Source organism: Streptomyces sp. NPDC039462 (assembly GCF_055639375.1).
This window is the reverse complement of the sequence record NZ_JBVKAO010000001.1, coordinates 1,800,450-1,817,915: the sequence shown is the minus strand read 5'-3', so window position 1 is coordinate 1,817,915 and position 17,466 is coordinate 1,800,450. Positions and strand designations below refer to the sequence as shown.

At 72.7% G+C, this 17,466-nt stretch carries 13 protein-coding genes; 8 read left to right on the top strand and 5 right to left on the bottom strand.

Annotated elements, in window-relative coordinates; all coding sequences use genetic code 11:
- Positions 1-201: 201 nt before the first annotated feature.
- Positions 202-3,483, top strand: coding sequence for a bifunctional cytochrome P450/NADPH--P450 reductase (locus ACZ7LU_RS07375; RefSeq protein ID WP_471915984.1), 3,282 nt, complete (start codon positions 202-204; stop codon positions 3,481-3,483).
- 27 nt (positions 3,484-3,510) lie between these two features.
- Here the strand turns inward: ACZ7LU_RS07375 and ACZ7LU_RS07370 are convergent, their stop codons facing one another.
- The gene (locus ACZ7LU_RS07370) at positions 3,511-5,595 is read right to left on the bottom strand and encodes a nuclease-related domain-containing DEAD/DEAH box helicase (RefSeq protein ID WP_471915983.1); all 2,085 of its coding nucleotides are present in this window, start codon (positions 5,593-5,595) and stop codon (positions 3,511-3,513) included.
- A gap of 74 nt (positions 5,596-5,669) precedes the next feature.
- Positions 5,670-7,094: a dihydrolipoyl dehydrogenase family protein gene (locus tag ACZ7LU_RS07365; RefSeq protein WP_471915982.1), complete on the bottom strand. Its 1,425-nt coding sequence runs from the start codon at positions 7,092-7,094 to the stop codon at positions 5,670-5,672.
- A 122-nt stretch (positions 7,095-7,216) separates the two neighbouring features.
- On the opposite strand from ACZ7LU_RS07365, the gene trxA reads away from it, so the two are divergent.
- A complete protein-coding gene (trxA, locus tag ACZ7LU_RS07360; RefSeq protein ID WP_398298642.1) occupies positions 7,217-7,642 on the top strand; it encodes a thioredoxin in 426 nt (141 codons plus the stop codon).
- Between the two features lie 42 nt (positions 7,643-7,684).
- On the opposite strand, the gene ACZ7LU_RS07355 is transcribed toward trxA, so the two are convergent.
- Entirely contained in the window at positions 7,685-8,758 is a 1,074-nt protein-coding gene (locus ACZ7LU_RS07355; RefSeq protein WP_471915981.1) for a LacI family DNA-binding transcriptional regulator, read from the bottom strand.
- Between the two features lie 163 nt (positions 8,759-8,921).
- Between ACZ7LU_RS07355 and ACZ7LU_RS07350 the strand changes: the two genes are divergently transcribed.
- From ACZ7LU_RS07350 to egtD, 5 genes are all read left to right on the top strand, one after another.
- Complete coding sequence (locus ACZ7LU_RS07350; RefSeq protein WP_471915980.1) at positions 8,922-10,352, top strand: amidase; 1,431 nt, start codon at positions 8,922-8,924, stop codon at positions 10,350-10,352.
- Positions 10,353-10,475: 123 nt separating this feature from the next.
- On the top strand, positions 10,476-11,816 hold the full coding sequence (egtA, locus tag ACZ7LU_RS07345; RefSeq protein WP_471915979.1) for an ergothioneine biosynthesis glutamate--cysteine ligase EgtA: 1,341 nt from the start codon (positions 10,476-10,478) through the stop codon (positions 11,814-11,816).
- Positions 11,813-13,156 carry an ergothioneine biosynthesis protein EgtB gene (gene egtB, locus ACZ7LU_RS07340; RefSeq protein ID WP_471110711.1) on the top strand — a complete coding sequence of 448 codons (1,344 nt, stop codon included), beginning with the start codon at positions 11,813-11,815 and terminating at the stop codon, positions 13,154-13,156. Before egtA ends, egtB begins: the two co-directional genes overlap by 4 nt.
- Positions 13,156-13,911: an ergothioneine biosynthesis protein EgtC gene (gene egtC, locus ACZ7LU_RS07335; protein ID WP_471915978.1), complete on the top strand. Its 756-nt coding sequence runs from the start codon at positions 13,156-13,158 to the stop codon at positions 13,909-13,911. The genes egtB and egtC overlap by 1 nt, the downstream gene beginning before the upstream one ends.
- On the top strand, positions 13,908-14,870 hold the full coding sequence (egtD, locus tag ACZ7LU_RS07330) for an L-histidine N(alpha)-methyltransferase (RefSeq protein ID WP_471915977.1): 963 nt from the start codon (positions 13,908-13,910) through the stop codon (positions 14,868-14,870). Before egtC ends, egtD begins: the two co-directional genes overlap by 4 nt.
- A gap of 54 nt (positions 14,871-14,924) precedes the next feature.
- Here egtD and ACZ7LU_RS07325 read toward each other — a convergent pair whose 3' ends face one another.
- Complete coding sequence (locus tag ACZ7LU_RS07325; protein ID WP_471915976.1) at positions 14,925-16,205, bottom strand: extracellular solute-binding protein; 1,281 nt, start codon at positions 16,203-16,205, stop codon at positions 14,925-14,927.
- A gap of 247 nt (positions 16,206-16,452) precedes the next feature.
- Here ACZ7LU_RS07325 and ACZ7LU_RS07320 point away from each other — a divergent pair, with 247 nt between their 5' ends.
- The gene (locus ACZ7LU_RS07320) at positions 16,453-16,665 is read left to right on the top strand and encodes a dodecin (protein WP_468084143.1); all 213 of its coding nucleotides are present in this window, start codon (positions 16,453-16,455) and stop codon (positions 16,663-16,665) included.
- Positions 16,666-16,840: 175 nt separating this feature from the next.
- On the opposite strand, the gene ACZ7LU_RS07315 is transcribed toward ACZ7LU_RS07320, so the two are convergent.
- Positions 16,841-17,329 (bottom strand): phosphatase domain-containing protein, encoded by a 489-nt coding sequence (locus ACZ7LU_RS07315; protein ID WP_468713845.1) that lies wholly within the window; start codon positions 17,327-17,329, stop codon positions 16,841-16,843.
- Between the last annotated feature and the right edge of the window lie 137 nt (positions 17,330-17,466).

The window sequence follows — 17,466 nt, the reverse complement described above, 5'->3', positions numbered from 1 at the left end:
CCCCAGTCCTTCACACTCCAGGCCGCCCACACGCCGCCTCACACCTCGTCGCTCATCGCGCAACCGGCAACGCGCAAAAGAGCCCTACAAGATTATGTAGTTCTCGCGCGGGGCCACCGCCCCGGGCAGGCCACCGTGGATGCGGCGCCCCGCGTACCGGGCGCTCAACTCCCCCGCGTCCATGGGAAGAGGCACTGCCCGATGAGCGAAGAACACCCCGTCGAGGTCTGCGGTCTCCGGGACTACCCGGACCTCGTACTGCCCACCGTCGATGTGACGGCGGCCGGGCCGACCAGCACGCCGGTCCAGCAGTCCGTGGAGCTCGCGCGGCGGCACGGCCCTCTCTACGTCCGCCGCTACCACGGCCGTGAGACCGTCTGGGTCAGCTCGCTGGAGCTGGTCGAGGAACTGTCCGACGAGACGCGGTTCTCCAAGGGCGTCGGTCCTGCTCTGCAGAACGTCCGCGGCATCGCCGGTGACGGCCTGTTCACGGCGTACGACGAAGAACCCAACTGGGCCAAGGCGCACGACATCCTGCTCCCGGCGTTCGCCATGAACTCGATGCGGACGTACCACCCGCACATGCTGCGCGTGGCCCGGCGCCTCATCGCCTCCTGGGACGGCCGGTTCACGCCGGGCGCGGCCGAGTCCGCGCCGGTGGAGGTCTCCGAGGACATGACCAGGATGACGCTGGACACCATCGGCCTGTCCGGCTTCGGCTACGACTTCGAGTCGTTCGGCCGCACCGATCCGCACCCCTTCGTCCAGGCGCTCGTACGGGGTCTGGCGCACAGTCAGGCGAAGCTGGCGCGGGACCCCGCCGGTGATTACGCCGCCGACGACGCGGCGTTCGAGACCGACGCCGCCTACCTCGCGCGGGTCGTCGACGAGGTGATCGAGGCGCGCAAGGCGTCGGGGGACACCTCCGCCGACGACCTGCTCGGCCTGATGCTCAACTCCCCGCACCCCGACAGCGGAGAGACGCTGGACGAGGCGAACATCCGCAACCAGGTCATCACGTTCCTCATCGCCGGGCACGAGACGACCTCGGGCACGCTCGCCTTCGCCCTTCACCACCTGGTGAAGAACCCCGCGGTCCTGCACCTCGCGCAGGCCGAGGTGGACGCGCTGTGGGGCGACGATCCCGACCCCGAGCCGACGTACGAGGACGTGGGCAAGTTGCGTTACGTACGCCAGGTGCTGAACGAGGCGCTTCGGCTGTGGCCCACCGCGCCCGCGTTCCAGCGCCGGGCCCGTGCCGACACCGTCATCGGCGGGCGGCATCCGATCAAGGCGGGGCAGTACGTGGTGGTGTTGACGCCGATGCTGCACCGGGACCCGGTCTGGGGCGACAACGTCGAGGAGTTCGACCCCGAGCGCTTCGCCCCGGAGGTGGAGGCGGCCCGGTCCCCGCACGCGTACAAGCCGTTCGGCACGGGTGAACGCGCCTGTATCGGGCGGCAGTTCGCGCTGCACGAGGCGACCATGCTGCTCGGCATGCTGGTGCACCGTTACCGGTTCATCGACCACGCCGACTACCGCCTGAAGGTCAAGGAGACTCTGACCCTCAAGCCCGACGGCTTCACCATGACGCTGGCCGCGCGCACCCCCCGGGACCGTGAGCGCAGCCGGTCCGCCCTCGCGGGGTTGAGTGCGCTGGGCGGCACGTCGGGGCCCGGTTCCGCGGGCGCGCAGCAGGGCGGGGGCGACCGGCCGGAGGGCGACCTGCCCACGCGGGCCGTGCCGGGCACCGCCCTGACGCTGCTGCACGGCTCCAACTTCGGAACCTGCCGGGGGTACGCCGAGCAACTCGGGGAGCTCGGCACCGACTTGGGCTTCGACGTGCGCGTCGCCCCGCTCGACGAAGCCGCCGACGCGCTGCCCGCCGACTCCCCCGTGGTGATCGTCGCCGCCTCCTACAACGGCAGGCCCACCGACGACGCGGGCGAGTTCGTGTCCTGGCTGGCCGGGGCCGCGCCGGACGCCGCCGACGGGGTGCGGTACGCGGTCCTCGGTGTCGGCGACCGCAACTGGGCGGGCACCTACCAGCAGGTGCCGACCCTCATCGACGACGGCCTGGCCGCCTCAGGCGCGACCCGCCTCCTGGAGCGCGCCGAGGCCGACGCCTCCGGGGACCTCGCCGGGTCGGTACACCGCTTCACGTCAGCGCTGCGTCACGCCCTGCTGCGGCAGTACGGGGACCCGGAGAGCGCGGGAGCCGCCGCCGAGAGCACGCCGCCGGCCAGGGCTTATGACGTCGCGGAGGTCTCCGGTGGGCCGCTGGACGCGCTGGACGCCCGGTACGGCACGGCGCCGATGACCGTGACGGAGACCGCCGACCTCGCCGACCTCACCCATCCGCTCGCCCGCCCGAAGCGTTTCCTGCGCGTGGCGCTTCCCGACGGGGTGACCTACCGCACCGCCGACCATCTGTCCGTACTCCCGGTCAACGACCCCCGCTCGGTGGAGCGCGCGGCGGCGCTGTTCGGCGTCGACCTGGACGTGCTCCTCAACATCCGTGCGCACCGGCCCGGACGGTCCACCCTGCCGCTCGACCGGCCGGTCACCGTACGCGAACTCCTCAGCCGGTACGCCGAGTTGCGGGACGCCCCGACCGCGGCGCAGGTCACCCTGCTCGCCGAGCACAACCCGTGCCCGCCCGAGCGGACCGCCTTGGAGCACCTGGCCGCCGACCCGACGGCGTTGGCGGCACGACAGGGCGGCATCCTCGACCTTTTCGAGGACCACCCGGCGCTGCGCGGTCAGGTCCCCTGGCCCGTTCTGCTCGAACTGCTGCCGGCGGTGCGCCCCCGCCACTACTCGATCTCGTCCTCACCCGCCGCCTCGCCGGGCCACGCCGACCTGATGGTCTCGCTCCTGTCGGCACCGGACCGCTCCGGGCGCGGGACGTTCCGCGGCACCGGTTCGTCGTACCTCCACAGCCTGCGGCCCGGCGACACGCTCCACGCGCGCGTGCAGCCCTGCCGCGACGCTTTCCGGATCCCCGCCGACGCGACGAGCCCGGTCATCATGATCGGCGCGGGCACGGGGCTCGCCCCGTTCCGCGGAGCGATCGCCGACCGCCTGGAACTCCTGCGGGGCGGCGCCGGCCTCGCCCCCGCCCTCTGCTACTTCGGCTGCGACCACCCCGACGTGGACTACCTCCACCGCGCCGAACTCGAAGCCGCGGAGCGCGCGGGAGCGGTGTCCATGCGCCCGACGTACTCCAAGTCCCCCGAGGGCGATCTCCTCTTCGTCCAGCACCGGATCGCGGCGGAGGCCGAGGAGGTCTGGCGCCTCATGGAGACCGGAGCCCGGGTCTACGTCTGCGGCGACGGCGCCCGCATGGCACCCGGCGTCCGCGAGGCCTTCCACCACCTCCACATGAAGCACACGGGCGGCGACGCCTCGGACGCGGAAGCGTGGTGGCGGGAGCTGGTCGCCGAGGGGCGATATGTGGAGGACGTGTATGTGAGCGCCTGAGGGGCGGGGCACCCGCTCGGCCCGGTGTCAGCGCGTGACGCTCCCTAGCCACAGGACGTCACGCGCTCGCGTCATCGCCACGAAAAGCTGGCTGCGCAGGAGCTCTTCGTGCTCCCGTGCCGTTTCGGGCGGGTCCGTGGCCCCCGGGCCGGCTGGGGGTTCGTGCCGCAGGGCGGCATCGTGCTGGGGCAGGTACACACGCTTGAACTCCAGGCCCTTGGCCCTGCGGTACGTGCCCAGCTTGACCGCCTCCACCGGGTGGCCGTCGTAGTGCTCCAGCTGACAGACCGGGATGTCGGCTCGGGCGAGCAGGCGCTGATAGTGAACGATGGCCCGCTTCGAGGGGCACAACACCGCGGCGTCGCCCCGCTCGGCGGCGGACAAGGCGCGCAGGGCGTCCAGCAGAGCCTCGTCGTGGTCGGCCACGGTGGGTTTCGCGACCCGGACGACCTGCCCGTCGTGGTAGGTGAGATCGACGTCCCTGCGGCCCGGTGTGCGCAGGCCGTCGATGTCTTCGAAGGCGTCGTCGGCGACGACCGCGAGGGCGGCATCGAGGACCTGCCTGCTGTTGCGATAGTTGGTGCGCAGCACCTGTCCGCGGTCGCCGCGGATGTCGATGCCCGCGTCGGTGAGGCGGAAACCGCCCGGATAGACGGCCTGTTGGCCGTCGCCCACCAGCAGCAGTCCGTTGGGGACGTCTCCGACCAGTGCGTGCAGCAGCCGCACTCCGACGAGGGTGAGGTCCTGCACCTCGTCCACGATCACGGCCGCGTACCGGCGCGAGCTCTTGTGCCGTGTCGCTTCCGCCAGGGCGAGGGAGAGGATGTCGTTGAAGTCGTGCACGCCCCGCTCGATACGCAGGGATTCGTACGCCTCGTACAGCTCCCACACCGCCTGCCGGTGCGGTCGACGGAGGATGGTCCTGCGACGGCGCCGGGGCACGACGGCGTACTCCTCGAACGTGGTGATGCCGCGCCCCTTGATGACGTGGTGGATCTCGTCGCGCCAGTAGGTCGGCGCGGCGTCGATCTGCGCCAGTCGGCTGTCGCGTCCGACGTGCTTCCAGGCGAGACTGAAGGCGGTCTCGGCCTTGTCCGGGTGCAGGCGGACCGGCACGCCATGCTCCTGCAGGAACTCCTGCGCCCAGGAGTGCAGGCTGCTGAAGTCCACCCGGTCCGCGACCGCCGGGGACATGGTCCTGAGAAAGGTGCCCTGCACCCGGGGCAGGTTGTTGGCGAACGTGACGTACAGGATCCGGCCGCCGGTACGCCGGGCCAGGTGGGCCGCGCGGTGCAGGCCGACGACCGTCTTACCCGTGCCGGCCGGACCGCTGATACGGGCCGGGCCCGACCAGTTGCGGCGGACCAGTGCGACCTGGTCGGGGTGGAGGAAGGTCATCCACTGCTCGATCGGGGCGCGTAACGCCTCCTCCAGTGCGGCGTCCCGGAGCCCTTCGAGGTCGAACAGGCCGTCGGGTTCGGCCTGTTGGGGCGGGGGCGTGGCGGCAGGCGGTCCGCCGACCGCCGAGCCCTCGTAATCGGGGAAGACGCGTTCCAGATGGTCGGCGACCGCGCGGACAGACTCCGCACGCAGTCGGTGGCGCTCCGCCAGGAGCGCGGGCCCGACCTCGTGTTCGCCGAGGAGCCGTATCCTGCCCAGTCCGGCGTCGAGCCGCCTGCCCGCGAAGACCATGAGCGGCTGGACCGCCACGGGAGACATGCCGAGAGAGGCCACCGCGCCCTCGGCCGCCTTCGTGACGGCCAGGAGCTTGGCGGCGTGTTCGTCGCACGGCCGGCCTCCGGCGCTCAGCTTGCCGCCCGACGTCTCGGGAGCGGCACGCCAGTTCTTGACGTCGATGACGAAGACCCCGCCGGGCCCCACGAGCAGCATGTCCACATTGGCGGACCGCGTGCCGGGCCACCGCCGGTCCACCAGCAGCCGCCACCCGCGCTCCGTCAGCACCAGCAGCTGGGCGGCGACCCGGCGTTCTCCCTCGCTCGCCGCCTCCCACCGGTGCGCCTGGCGGCGGGCGGCCTGCCACTGTTCACGCAGCAGCCGCTCCTGACGCCGCGCCTCCTGCGCCCGTCGCGACGCCGACCAGCCTGCCGCCATACCCAGCCCCCTCCTACGCTGAGTGACGATCATAGGACCGCCCGCGACCGGAGCGGCAGGGGGGCGGCGGGGCCTCAGCCCCGATACGTCTCCAGCAGCCGCAGCCACACCTCGCTGATCGTCGGGTATGCGGGGACCGCGTGCCACAGGCGGTCCAGGGGGATCTCGCCCGCTACCGCCATCGTCGCCGAGTGGATGAGTTCGCCGACTCCGGGGCCGACGAACGTGACGCCGAGGAGGATCTCGCGGTCCAGGTCGACGATCATGCGGGCGCGGCCGCGGTAGCCGTCGGCGTAGAGGCCGGCGCCCGCGACGCCGGACATGTCGTAGTCGACGGCGCGGACGCGGTGGCCGGCGGCTTCCGCTTCCGCGAGGGTGAGGCCCGCGGAGGCCGCCTCGGGGTCGGTGAAGACGACCTGCGGGACGGCGGCGTGGTCGGCGGTGGCGGAGTGGACGCCCCAGCGGTCGGTTTCCAGGAGCGGGACGCCCTGGGCGCGGGCGGTGATGGCGGCGCCCGCGATGCGGGCCTGGTACTTGCCCTGGTGGGTGAGGAGCGCGCGGTGGTTCACGTCGCCGACCGCGTACAGCCAGTCGCTGCCCTCCACGCGCAGGCTCTCGTCGACCGGCAGCCAGGAGCCGGGCTCGAGGCCGACGGTCTCCAGGCCGATGTCGTCCGTGCGCGGGGCGCGGCCCGTGGCGAAGAGGATCTCGTCGGCCTGGAGTGTGGAGCCGTCGTCCAGGGTCGCCGTGACGGTGCCGTTCTCGCGCTTGACGGCGGTGGCCGAGACGCCGCAGCGGACCTCGGCGCCCGCCTCCGTGAGGGCCTCCTGCACCAGCTCGCCCGCGAACGGCTCCATACGGGGCAGCAGGCCGTCGCCCCGCACGAGGACCGTCACGTGCGACCCGAGCGCCTGCCATGCGGTGGCCATCTCGACGGCGACGACGCCGCCGCCGACCACCAGGAGGCGGCCGGGCACGTGGTCGGCGGCGGTGGCCTCGCGGCTGGTCCAGGGCTTGACGTCGGCGAGTCCCGGCAGGTCGGGCAGGGCCGCACGGGTGCCGGTGCAGACGGCCACGGCATGGCGGGCCTGGAGCGTGTGCTCCGTGCCGTCCGTGCCGGTGACCGTGACCTTGCGGGGGCCCGCGAGGCGGCCGTGGCCGCGGTAGAGGTCGACGCCGATGCCGTCCAGCCAGCCGACCTGGCCGTCGTCCTTCCAGTGCGAGGTGTAGTCGTCGCGGTGGGCGAGCACGGCCGGGGCGTCGAGGGGGCCCTGCACGGACTGGCGCAGGCCGGGGACGCGGCGGGCGTCGGCGCGGGCGATCACGGGGCGCAGCAGGGCCTTGCTGGGCATGCACGCCCAGTAGGAGCATTCGCCCCCGACCAGTTCGCTCTCCACGATCGCGGCGCTGAGCCCCGCGGCGCGGGCCCGGTCCGCCACGTTCTCCCCCACGGGACCTGCTCCGATGACTACTACGTCGTACGTGATGGCATCCGTCATGAGGACAGTCTGTCGGCAGGTGTGCGCCGTGGCCACACGGGTACGCGCGCGGAACACGCCCATGCACGCACGGCACCGTCCGCGCGTGCGGCGTGCGGAATACGTTCGCACCATCGGCCGTTGTGCACAGCGGCTACGCCCGACAGCAGGAAGTAGGGAACACCATGAGCAGCGCGACAGTGGAGCTCACCAAGGAGAACTTCGACCAGACGGTCACGGACAACGGATTCGTTCTGATCGATTTCTGGGCTGACTGGTGCGGGCCGTGCAAGCAGTTCGCCCCCGTCTACGAGCGGGCCGCCGAAGCCAATCCCGACCTGGTCTTCGCCAAGGTCGACACGGAGGCCCAGCCTGAGCTGGCCCAGGCCTTCGACATCCAGTCCATCCCGACGCTGATGATCGTCCGCGACCAGGTGGCGGTGTTCGCCCAGCCTGGCGCGCTGCCCGAGGCCGCCCTGACGGACGTCATCGGCCAGGCGAGGAACCTGGACATGGACGAGGTGCGCCGGCAGGTCGCCGAGGAGCAGGCCAAGCAGCAGGGGCAGTGAGCGCGGGCGTGGAGCAAGAAGGGCCGTAGCCGTCAGCTGGACTCAGCTGGACTCGCGGTGCACGACGTCGGCCCCGAGCACGTCGTGTACCTCGGGTTCCGCGCCGGGGTCGCGCACCACTCGGTCGACGAGTTCAGCGAGGCCGCGGCCCGACGGCAGCTCGATGCGGACGGTGCTGAGCCGGGGCCTCAGGAGCCTGCCGAGCATCAGGTCGTCCGAGCCGAGCACGGCGGTCTCGCCGGGTATGTCGATGCCCTCGTCCTGGAGGGCGCGCATCAGGAGCATGGCGTATTCGTCGTTGTAGGCGAAGACGGCGTCGATCCCCAGGGTGCGGCAGCGCGTCGCGAGCCGGGCGGCGGACTCCTCGTCGTACGCGAGGGGCAGCTCGGTGACGGAGGCGCCGGTGGTGCGCGCGCTCGCCACGGCCTGGCGGACCCCTTCGAGGCGGGGCCGCGAGAAGTGTTCCAGGCCGCCTTCCGCGGGGACGACGACGCCGATGTTGCGCCGTCCGCGGGCGAGGAAGTGCAGGGCGGCGGCTTCGCCGACCCTGCGGCCGTCCATGAGCAGGGCGTGTGCTCCCTCGACGCGGTGGGGCCCGAGCGTGAAGACGGCCCTGGCGCCGGACCGTTTGAGGACCGCGACCCCGCGCGGGTTGAGCGCGGAGGCGTCGGGCGCGAGGACCGCCACGGGGCGCAGCTCGGCCCAGGCGCGTGCGGCGTCCTCGCCGGTCAGGCCGAGGCTGGCGTACTGCACGACGGTGTAGTCGAACCGGCTGAGCGCCCATTGCAGTTCGTTGAAGAACCGGCTGAAGAGCGGGCCCAGCGGGATCTCCGACGTGGGCATGAGGACCATGCGGCTGTGTCCGGCGCGGAGGCTGCGGGCGGCCGCGTGCGGGACGTAGCCGAGTTCCCTGGCCGCCTCGTGGACGCGACGCCGGGTGGGCTCGCTGATGCGGACGGCGCTGGTGTTGTTGAGGACGTACGAGACGGTCGCGCGGGAGACCCCCGCCAGGCGGGCGACGTCGGCGCTCGTCGGCACGGAGCGCTGCGTGGGCTGCGTGGGCCGCTGCTTCGGTGTCTGTTGCTCGGGTATCTGCTGCTTCGGTATCTGCGCCATGACATGGGCATCCTCGCAGACCGGCGTCGGGGGCCCCGAGGCGGGCGGAGCACCCTCGCGCGGGACACCGTCGGGCGCGGCAACGCCCCCTGACGCATTCCGCGTTGGGCTACTCGCCGGTTAACGTTCGGGCATCCGTTCGTCGAGCGAAGGTGCCCCCCACATGACTGCCGACCGTGCCGACCGGGCTGAGGGTTTGGCGCGCACCGCCCGCGCGCTGGCCGAGGGAGAAGTGTCCGCGCGTGCGCTGACCGAGCGGACGCTGGCCAGGATCGAGGCGTCGCAGCCCGTGCTCAATGCCTTCAAGCGGGTGCGGGCCGAGGCCGCGCTGGCGGAGGCGGACGCCGCCGACCGGGAGTTGGCGGCGGGCGGTGCCTCTTCGGAGCGGCCGCTGCTGGGGGTGCCGCTGGCCGTGAAGGACGACATGGACGTGGCGGGCGAGCCGACCGCGTTCGGATGCAGGGGTGAATTCCCGCCGAGTGCGGCGGACTCGGAGGCCGTACGCAGGCTGCGCGCCGCTGGGGCCGTGATCGTGGGCAAGACCAACACGTGCGAGCTGGGGCAGTGGCCGTTCACGGAGGGTCCCGGTTTCGGGGACACCCGCAATCCGTGGAACCCCGCTCACACGCCCGGGGGCTCGTCGGGCGGTTCGGCGGCCGCGGTCGCGGCGGGGCTCGTCCCCGCGGCGCTGGGCTCGGACGGCGCCGGCTCGGTGCGGATCCCCGCCGCCTGGACACACCTGGTCGGCATCAAGCCGCAGCGCGGCCGCATATCGACGTGGCCGTGGCCGGAGGCCTTCCACGGCATCACCGTCAACGGGCCGCTGGCCAGGACGGTCGCGGACGCCGCGCTGCTGCTCGACGCGGCGAGCGGCAGCCATGCGGGCGATCTGCACAGGCCGCCCGCCGTGCGGGCCGCCGAGGCCGCGACCCGCGATCCGGGGCGGCTGCGGATCGCCCTGTCGCTGCGGATGCCGTTCACGGCGACGCCCAAGCACCTGCACCCCGTGGTGCGGGACCGGGTGGTGGCGCTCGCGGAACGGCTCGCCGCGCTCGGGCACGACGTGGCGGAGGCGGATCCGCGGTACGGGCAGATCGGCCTGGCGTTCGTGCCGCGGGCCACGGCGGGCATCGCGGAGTGGGCGCGGCAGGTGCCGGACGTCTCCCTCCTCGACCGGCGCACCCGGGAAGCGGCCCGCATGGGGCGGCTGTTGCAGGGCGCCCCGCTGCGGCTCGCGCGCCGCTCGGAGGCGGCGCTGCACCGCCGGGTGGGCGCCATCTTCTCGACGTACGACGTGGTCATCGCGCCGACGACGGCCGCTCCCCCGCCGCGCGTCGGCACGCTGGCCGCCATGAGCGGCTGGCGCACCGACCGGGCGATGATCGCCGCGTGCCCCTACGCGTGGCCGTGGAACGTGCTCGGCTGGCCCGGCGTCAACGTCCCCGCGGGCCGCACCCCGGGCGGCCTCCCCGTCGGCGCCCAGCTCCTCGGACCGGCGGGCAGCGAGCCTCTCCTGATCTCCCTGGCGGCCCAGCTGGAGGCGGACCGGCGGTGGTACGAGGAGTGGCCGAGTCCGGTCGCGAACGCGTCGTGAGCCTCGTGCGGTGGGCGGCGTCACGGAAATTCCTGGTGCGGGAACGGCCTGAGGGGCACTCTTGTGCGGACGCCCGTGAAGGTTTTGGGTGTGACGAGCAGCATCGGAAGGAAGGATCCCGGCATGCCTGAGGGAGACTGTACGGAACACCGCACCGCGCGCCGCACGAAGGCGCGCGACACGGTGTCGGAAGCCGAAGTGGAGGCGCTGGTCCGCGGCATCTGCTTCAAGACGGGACCACCTCGCACCACCGGTGTCGAGCTGGAGTGGCTCGTCCACGCGCCAGGTGCGCCCCACCTGCCCGTGCCGGCCGCCCGCCGTGAAGCGGCCTATGCCGCACTGCGGGCCCTGCCCCTGCACTCGTCCGTCACCGTCGAACCCGGCGGTCAGCTGGAGCTCAGCTCGCTGCCCGCCGCCTCGCTGACGGAGTGCATCTCGGCCATGCAGGCCGATCTCGCCGTCGTACGCGACGTATTACGTTCCCACCACCTCACCCTCAGCGGTGTCGGCGCCGATCCGTGGCGGCCGCCGTCGCGGGTGCTGCGCGAGCCCCGCTATGACGCGCTGGAGTCCTGCCTCGACCGCGGGGGCCCGGCCGGCCGCCGCATGATGTGCTCGACGGCGTCCGTGCAGATCTGTCTCGACGCCGGCCACGAGGAGCCGGGCCCGCTCGGTTACGCGCGGCGCTGGCGTCTCGCGCATCTGCTGGGGCCCGTCCTGGTCGCCGCGTTCGCCAACTCGCCGCTGCAGGACGGCCGGCCCACCGGCTGGCGTTCGACCAGGCAGGCCGTGTGGGCGGGCATCGAGCCCGGCAGATCCGGCGCACCGCCGCTCGACGTGGAGCCGCGGGAGGCCTGGACCCGGCACGCCCTGGACGCGCCGGTCATGTGCGTGCGGAGAGAGCCCGGCGAGGGGCCCTGGAGCGTCCCGGAGGGGATGAGTTTCCGTACGTGGGCCCGTCGCGGCGCGCCGCGCAGACCCACCCGCGAGGACCTCGCCTACCACCTGACCACGCTGTTTCCGCCGGTCCGCCCGCGCGGTCACCTGGAGCTGCGGATGGTCGACGCGCAGCCCGGCGAGGACGGCTGGATCGTGCCGCTCGCCGTGACGAGCGCGCTGTTCGACGACCCGGAGGCGGCCGAGACCGCCTACCGCGCCGTGAAGCCGCTGGCCGAGCGGTCCGGGCCGCCGGGCTCGCCCGCCGCGCCGCACAGCCCGCTCTGGCTGGACGCGGCGCGCCACGGCCCGGCGGACCCCGAACTGCGCGAGGCCGCCGTCCTCTGCTTCGCCGCCGCCGTCGACGCGCTGCCCCGGCTCGGCGCGCCCGCGTCCGTGCGGGACGCCGTGGCGACGTATGCCGCGCAGTACGTCGCGCGGGGCCGTTGCCCGGCCGACGACCTGCTGGACGGCCTGCGTGACGGCCGTCGCCCCCTTGACACACCTGGGAAGGACTCCCGCCGATGACAGGCCCCACCGCCGACCCGGAAGCCCTGCGGGAGCGCGCCCTGGCCGCGCTCCTGGCCGCACGGGACCGTACGACCCTCCTCACCAGCTGCGTGGAGGACGCCGAACTCACCGCGCAGCACTCCCCGCTGATGTCGCCGCTGGTCTGGGACCTCGCGCACATAGGCAACCAGGAGGAGCAGTGGCTGCTGCGCGCGGTCGCCGGCCGTGACGCCATGCGGCCCGAGATCGACCCGCTGTACGACGCCTTCGAGCATCCCCGCGCCGAGCGCCCGAGCCTGCCGCTCCTTGCGCCCGCCGAGGCCCGCGGCTACGCGGCCGAGGTGCGCGGCCGCGCGCTCGACGTGCTGGAGAAGACGCCGTTCCGCGGCACGCCGCTCACCGACGCGGGTTTCGCCTTCGGCATGATCGCGCAGCACGAGCAGCAGCACGACGAGACAATGCTGATCACGCATCAGCTGCGGTCGGGCCCGACCGCTCTCACCGCGCCGGAACCTCCCGTCGGGGAGCCTTTCGCCGGACCCTCCGAAGTCCTCGTGCCCGGCGGCCCGTTCACCATGGGCACCTCCACCGAGCCCTGGGCGCTCGACAACGAACGTCCGGCGCACCGCCGCCTCGTCCCGCCGTTCTTCATCGACACGACTCCGGTGACGAACGCCGCGTACCAGCGTTTCATCGAGGACGGCGGCTACGAACGGATCCAGTGGTGGGATCCGGCCGGCTGGGCGATGGTCCGGCGGCACGAGCTCCGGGCGCCGCTGTTCTGGCGGCGCGAGGGCGGCCAGTGGCTGCGGCGGCACTTCGGCACCGTCGAGCCGGTGCCCGCCGACGAGCCGGTGCTGCACGTCAGTTGGTACGAGGCGGACGCCTACGCTCGCTGGGCCGGCCGGCGCCTGCCCAGCGAGGTGGAGTGGGAGAAGGCGGCCCGGCACGACCCGGTGACCGACCGGTCGATGCGCTACCCGTGGGGTGACGCCGACCCCACGCCCGAGCGGGCCAACCTGGGGCAGCGCCACCTGCGCCCCGCCCCGGCGGGAAGCTACCCGGCGGGCGAATCCGCTTACGGCGTGCGGCAATTGATCGGCGACGTTTGGGAGTGGACGGCCAGCGACTTCCTGCCGTACCCGGGCTTCTCCGCCTTCCCCTACCGCGAGTACTCCGACGTCTTCTTCGGCGGCGACTACAAGGTGCTGCGCGGCGGCGCCTTCTCCGTCGACGCGGTGGCCTGCCGCGGCACGTTCCGCAACTGGGACCACCCGGTGCGGCGGCAGATATTCGCCGGGTTCCGCACGGCACGGGACGCCGGGCCCGCCGACGCGCCGGAACCGGAGACCGCCTGATGTGCCGTCATCTCGCCTATCTCGGCCCGCCGAAGCCGCTGGGCGGCGTCCTCGTGACGCCCGCCCACAGCCTGTTCCGGCAGTCGTGGGCGCCCCGCAGACAGCGCTACGGCACCGTCAACGCCGACGGTTTCGGCGTGGGCTGGTACGCCGAAGGGGACCCGGTCCCCGGACGGTACCGCCGCTCCGGGCCCATCTGGGGCGACGCGTCCTTCGCCGACCTGGCCCGGGTCGTGCGCTCCGGGGCGCTGCTCGGCGCGGTGCGCGACGCGACCCTGGCGGGCGCGGACGGGGAGGCCGCGGCGGCGCCGTTCGCCTCCGGGCCGTGGCTGTTCAGCCACAACGGCGCGGTCACCGGCTGGCCCCGCTCGCTCGCCCCGCTCACTGCGACCCTGCCGCCCGACGAGCTGCTCTCGATGGAGGCGCGCTGCGACTCCGCGCTGGTGTGGGCGCTCGTCCTGCACCGGCTGCGCCGCGGCGACGAGGAGGGGCAGGCGCTCGCCGACACCGTCCTGGAGGTCGCGGAGGCGGCCCCCGCCTCCCGCCTCAACCTCCTGCTCACCAACGGCGAGACGATCACCGCGACCGCCTGGGGCGACACCCTCTGGTATCTCGCGGAGCCCGGCCGCCGCACCGTCGTGGCCTCCGAGCCCTACGACGACGACCCGCACTGGCGCGAGGTGCCCGACCGCACCCTGCTCGCCGCCAGCCGCACCGACGTACTGCTGACCCCGCTCAAGGAGCCCCCTGCGTGAGCCCGTTCCTGCTGACCCGCACCCTGCCCGAGGACGCCACCGACGCCGCGCTGCGCGCCGACGTCCTGCACGGCCTCACCCGCACCCCGAAGACCCTGCCGCCCAAGTGGTTCTACGACGCGCGCGGCAGCGCCCTCTTCGAGGAGATCACCACCCTGCCCGAGTACTACCCCACCCGCGCCGAGCGCGAGATCCTGGTCGCCCGCTCGGCACTGATCGCCGAGATCACGAAGGCGCGCACGCTGATCGAGCTGGGTTCGGGATCCTCGGAGAAGACCCGCCACCTGATCGACTCCCTGCCAGATCTGCACACCTACGTCCCCGTGGACGTGAGCGAGAGCGCTCTGACCGGCGCCGCGAACACCCTGCTCGCGCAGCGGCCCCGGCTCGAAGTGCACGCCCTGATCGTCGACTTCACCCGCGGCCTCGCGCTGCCGGGCACGCCGGGTCCACGCCTGGTCGCGTTCCTCGGCGGCACGATCGGCAACCTGCTGCCCGCCGAACGCACCACGTTCCTGGCCTCGGTACGCGACCTCCTCGCCCCCGGCGACGCGCTGCTCCTCGGCACGGACCTCGTCAAGGACGAGTCGGTGCTCGTCTCGGCGTACGACGACGCGACGGGCGTGACGGGCGCGTTCAACAAGAACGTCCTGGCGGTGATCAACCGCGAACTGGCCGGGGACTTCGACCCGGACGCCTTCGAGCACGTCGCCGTCTGGGACCGCGAGCGCGAGTGGATCGAGATGCGGCTGCGCTCCACGGCCGACCAGACCGTGAAGATCCACGCGCTCGACCTGGCGGTCGACTTCGCCGCGGGCGAGGAGCTCCGCACGGAGATCTCGGCCAAGTTCCGCGAGGACGGCGTGCGCGCCGAACTGGCCGGATCCGGCCTGGAGATGACGCACTGGTGGACGGACGAGAGGGCGCGCTTCGCCCTTTCGCTGAGCACGGTGGCGTAGAGCCGTGCCGACGGGTGCCCGGCCCCGCCCCCCTGCGGCGGGGCCGGGCACCCGTCACAGGCCGCCGACGTCCAGCGCCTCCGTGATCCGGCGCGACGCCGCACGGGCCTCGGTCGCCGGGTCGCCGCCCGTCAGGACCTTCGTCATGTAGCCCTTGATGGGATTGTCCGCCTCGACGGCCGCCCAGCGCGGCGAGTTGGGCGTCGCCCGGCCGTTCGCGGCGCCGACGGCCATCGCAGCGACGCCCTCCTCACCGGTGACCGCGGGGGCCAGCTTCGCCTTGTTCGGGACGTAGTTCATGGTCCGCGCGAGATCGATCTGCCACTTCTTGCCCGCCAGCGCCTCGATGACCTCGACCGCGCCCTTGTGGTCGTCGCTGTGCTCGGGCACGACGAGGTCGGAGCCGCCGGTGAAGACCGCGCCGGGCTTGCCGGCCTTCTTGCCGGGGATCGGGAAGTAGCCGAGTTTCCCCTTCAGTTCGGGGTTCTTCTCCTCGATGGCGCGGGCCGCGCCGGGCACCGCGATGATCTGGGCGACGTCGCCGCCCGCGAACACGCCGGCCTGCGACGGATGTTCTTCGTCGGCGTCGCGCGGGCCGTCCCCGAGCGCCTGCAGCCGCTGGTAGAACTCCATGCCGCGCAGCGCCGCGGGCGTGTGCAGGGCGCCGCGCCAGTCGCCGGACGACTCCTTGGTCTCCTTGGCAAGGTCGCCGCCCTCGTCCCAGATGAACCCGGCGAGGGTGTACCAGTCCTGGCCGGCGAGGTAGATCCCCTGCTTGCCGCCGGTGTTGAGCTTCTCGGTGACCGTGATCCACTCCTCGCGGGTGCGGGGCGGCTCGGTGATGCCCGCCTGGGCGAAGAGGTCCTTGTTGTAGATGACGACGCGGTTCGCGGCGTACCAGGGGATGCCGTACTGCGCCCCTCGGTAGCGGCCCGGCTCGGCGAGGCCGGGGAGCCAGTCGTCCATGCCGAGGTCGCGTGCGGACTCCAGGGTGAGGTCGTACAGGCCGCCCTCGTCGACGTACTGCGCCACCTGGGTGTTGCCGACCTCGATCACCTCGGGTCCGTCGCCGCCCTCCTCCTTCAGCGCCTTCTTCACCTTGGCGCCGATGCCGGTCCATTCCTGGACGCGGATGTCCAGGTCGATGCCGTCGTGCTCCTTCTCGAAGTCCGCCGTGAAGCGCTCCACGAACTCGGGCGACGCGCTGCCCCGCATCAGCCAGACCGTGACGGTCCTGCTGTCGTCCCCGCCGGGGAGCACGCCGCAGCCGGCGAGCAGGACGGTGGAGGAGAGGGTGAGCGCCAGGGACGCGGTGGCGCGGCGGTGCGGTTTCACGTGGGTCGCTTTCTGCCTGCGGACAGGGGAAGGTCAGCCCGACGCGGGGGGGTGAGCACGTGGCTCGAACGGGTTACTGGCTTGGAGTTTGGTCCGTACCAATGCGCTGGTCAAGGGGCAGCGGTCATCTTGCGTGCCATCTCGCGCTCCTGGGCGGGTTGGGGCACGGTGGAGTGACGGTACTGCACGGAGTCGTACGACATCGGTCGTGCGACCTCACTCCCGACGGCCCGGAGGAATCACCCTCATGTCGAACCACACCTACCGTGTCACCGAGATCGTCGGCACGTCCCACGAGGGCGTCGACCAGGCGATCCGCAACGGCGTCGCGCGCGCCGCGCAGACGCTGCGCTCGCTGGACTGGTTCGAGGTCACGCAGGTGCGGGGCCACATCGAGGACGGGGAGATCCAGCACTATCAGGTGGGGCTCAAGGTGGGGTTCCGTCTGGAGGACGAGTAGCGCTTCGCGGGGCGGGGTACGACGGTGCGTTGTTTGCTGCGGGTGCGTTGTGGTTGCTCGCGCAGTTCCCCGCGCCCCTGAACGGGGCGTTCTGGTGTGTCGTCTGCTGCAGGCGCGTTCGTGGATTTCGCGCCGTTCCCCGCGCCCCTGGGCGGGGCGCCCCCCAGCGGAGTGGTCAGGTGCGGCCCTCTCGTTCTTGGGCGTCCTTCAGGGGGGCTGATGGTGTTGCCCAGTCGGCTCTGTGGACGGGGAAGCCTGCTCGTTTTGCCTCTTCGCAGACCAGTTCGTCGTCGTCGACCAGGATGCGGATCTCACGCTTGCGGGCGATGCCGCGGAGGATCTCCAGCTTGGTGCGGCGTGCGGGGCGGCGGTCGTCGTTGCGGCGCATCCAGATGCGTCCGGCAGGCAGGCCGTGGCGGGCCAGCCACTCCTCCGTGTCCGCGCGGCAGCGCTCGGGGCGTCCGGTGAGGTAGACGACCTCGCACTCCTCCGCGCTCGCCAGGGCCAGTTCGACGCCGCGGGCCAGCGGCGGATCCTGGGGTGCCGCCGCGAAGAACGCGTCCCAGTCGCGGGGCTTGCGCTCCAGGTACCGCTGCCGGTGCGCGGTGTCCGCGAGAGTGTTGTCCAGGTCGAACACGGCCAGGGGTCTGTTGTCTTCGGTCACGTGGACAGCCTAGAACGGGGGTAGAGCACAGTGGAGCAGTGTGCTTGGGTGGGCGTGAGGGAAGTTGGGGGGACAAGGCTGTGGCCGTATGGAAGCGAACTGCCTTCAGGGGGCTCGTGCGAGGGAGCCTCGCGTTG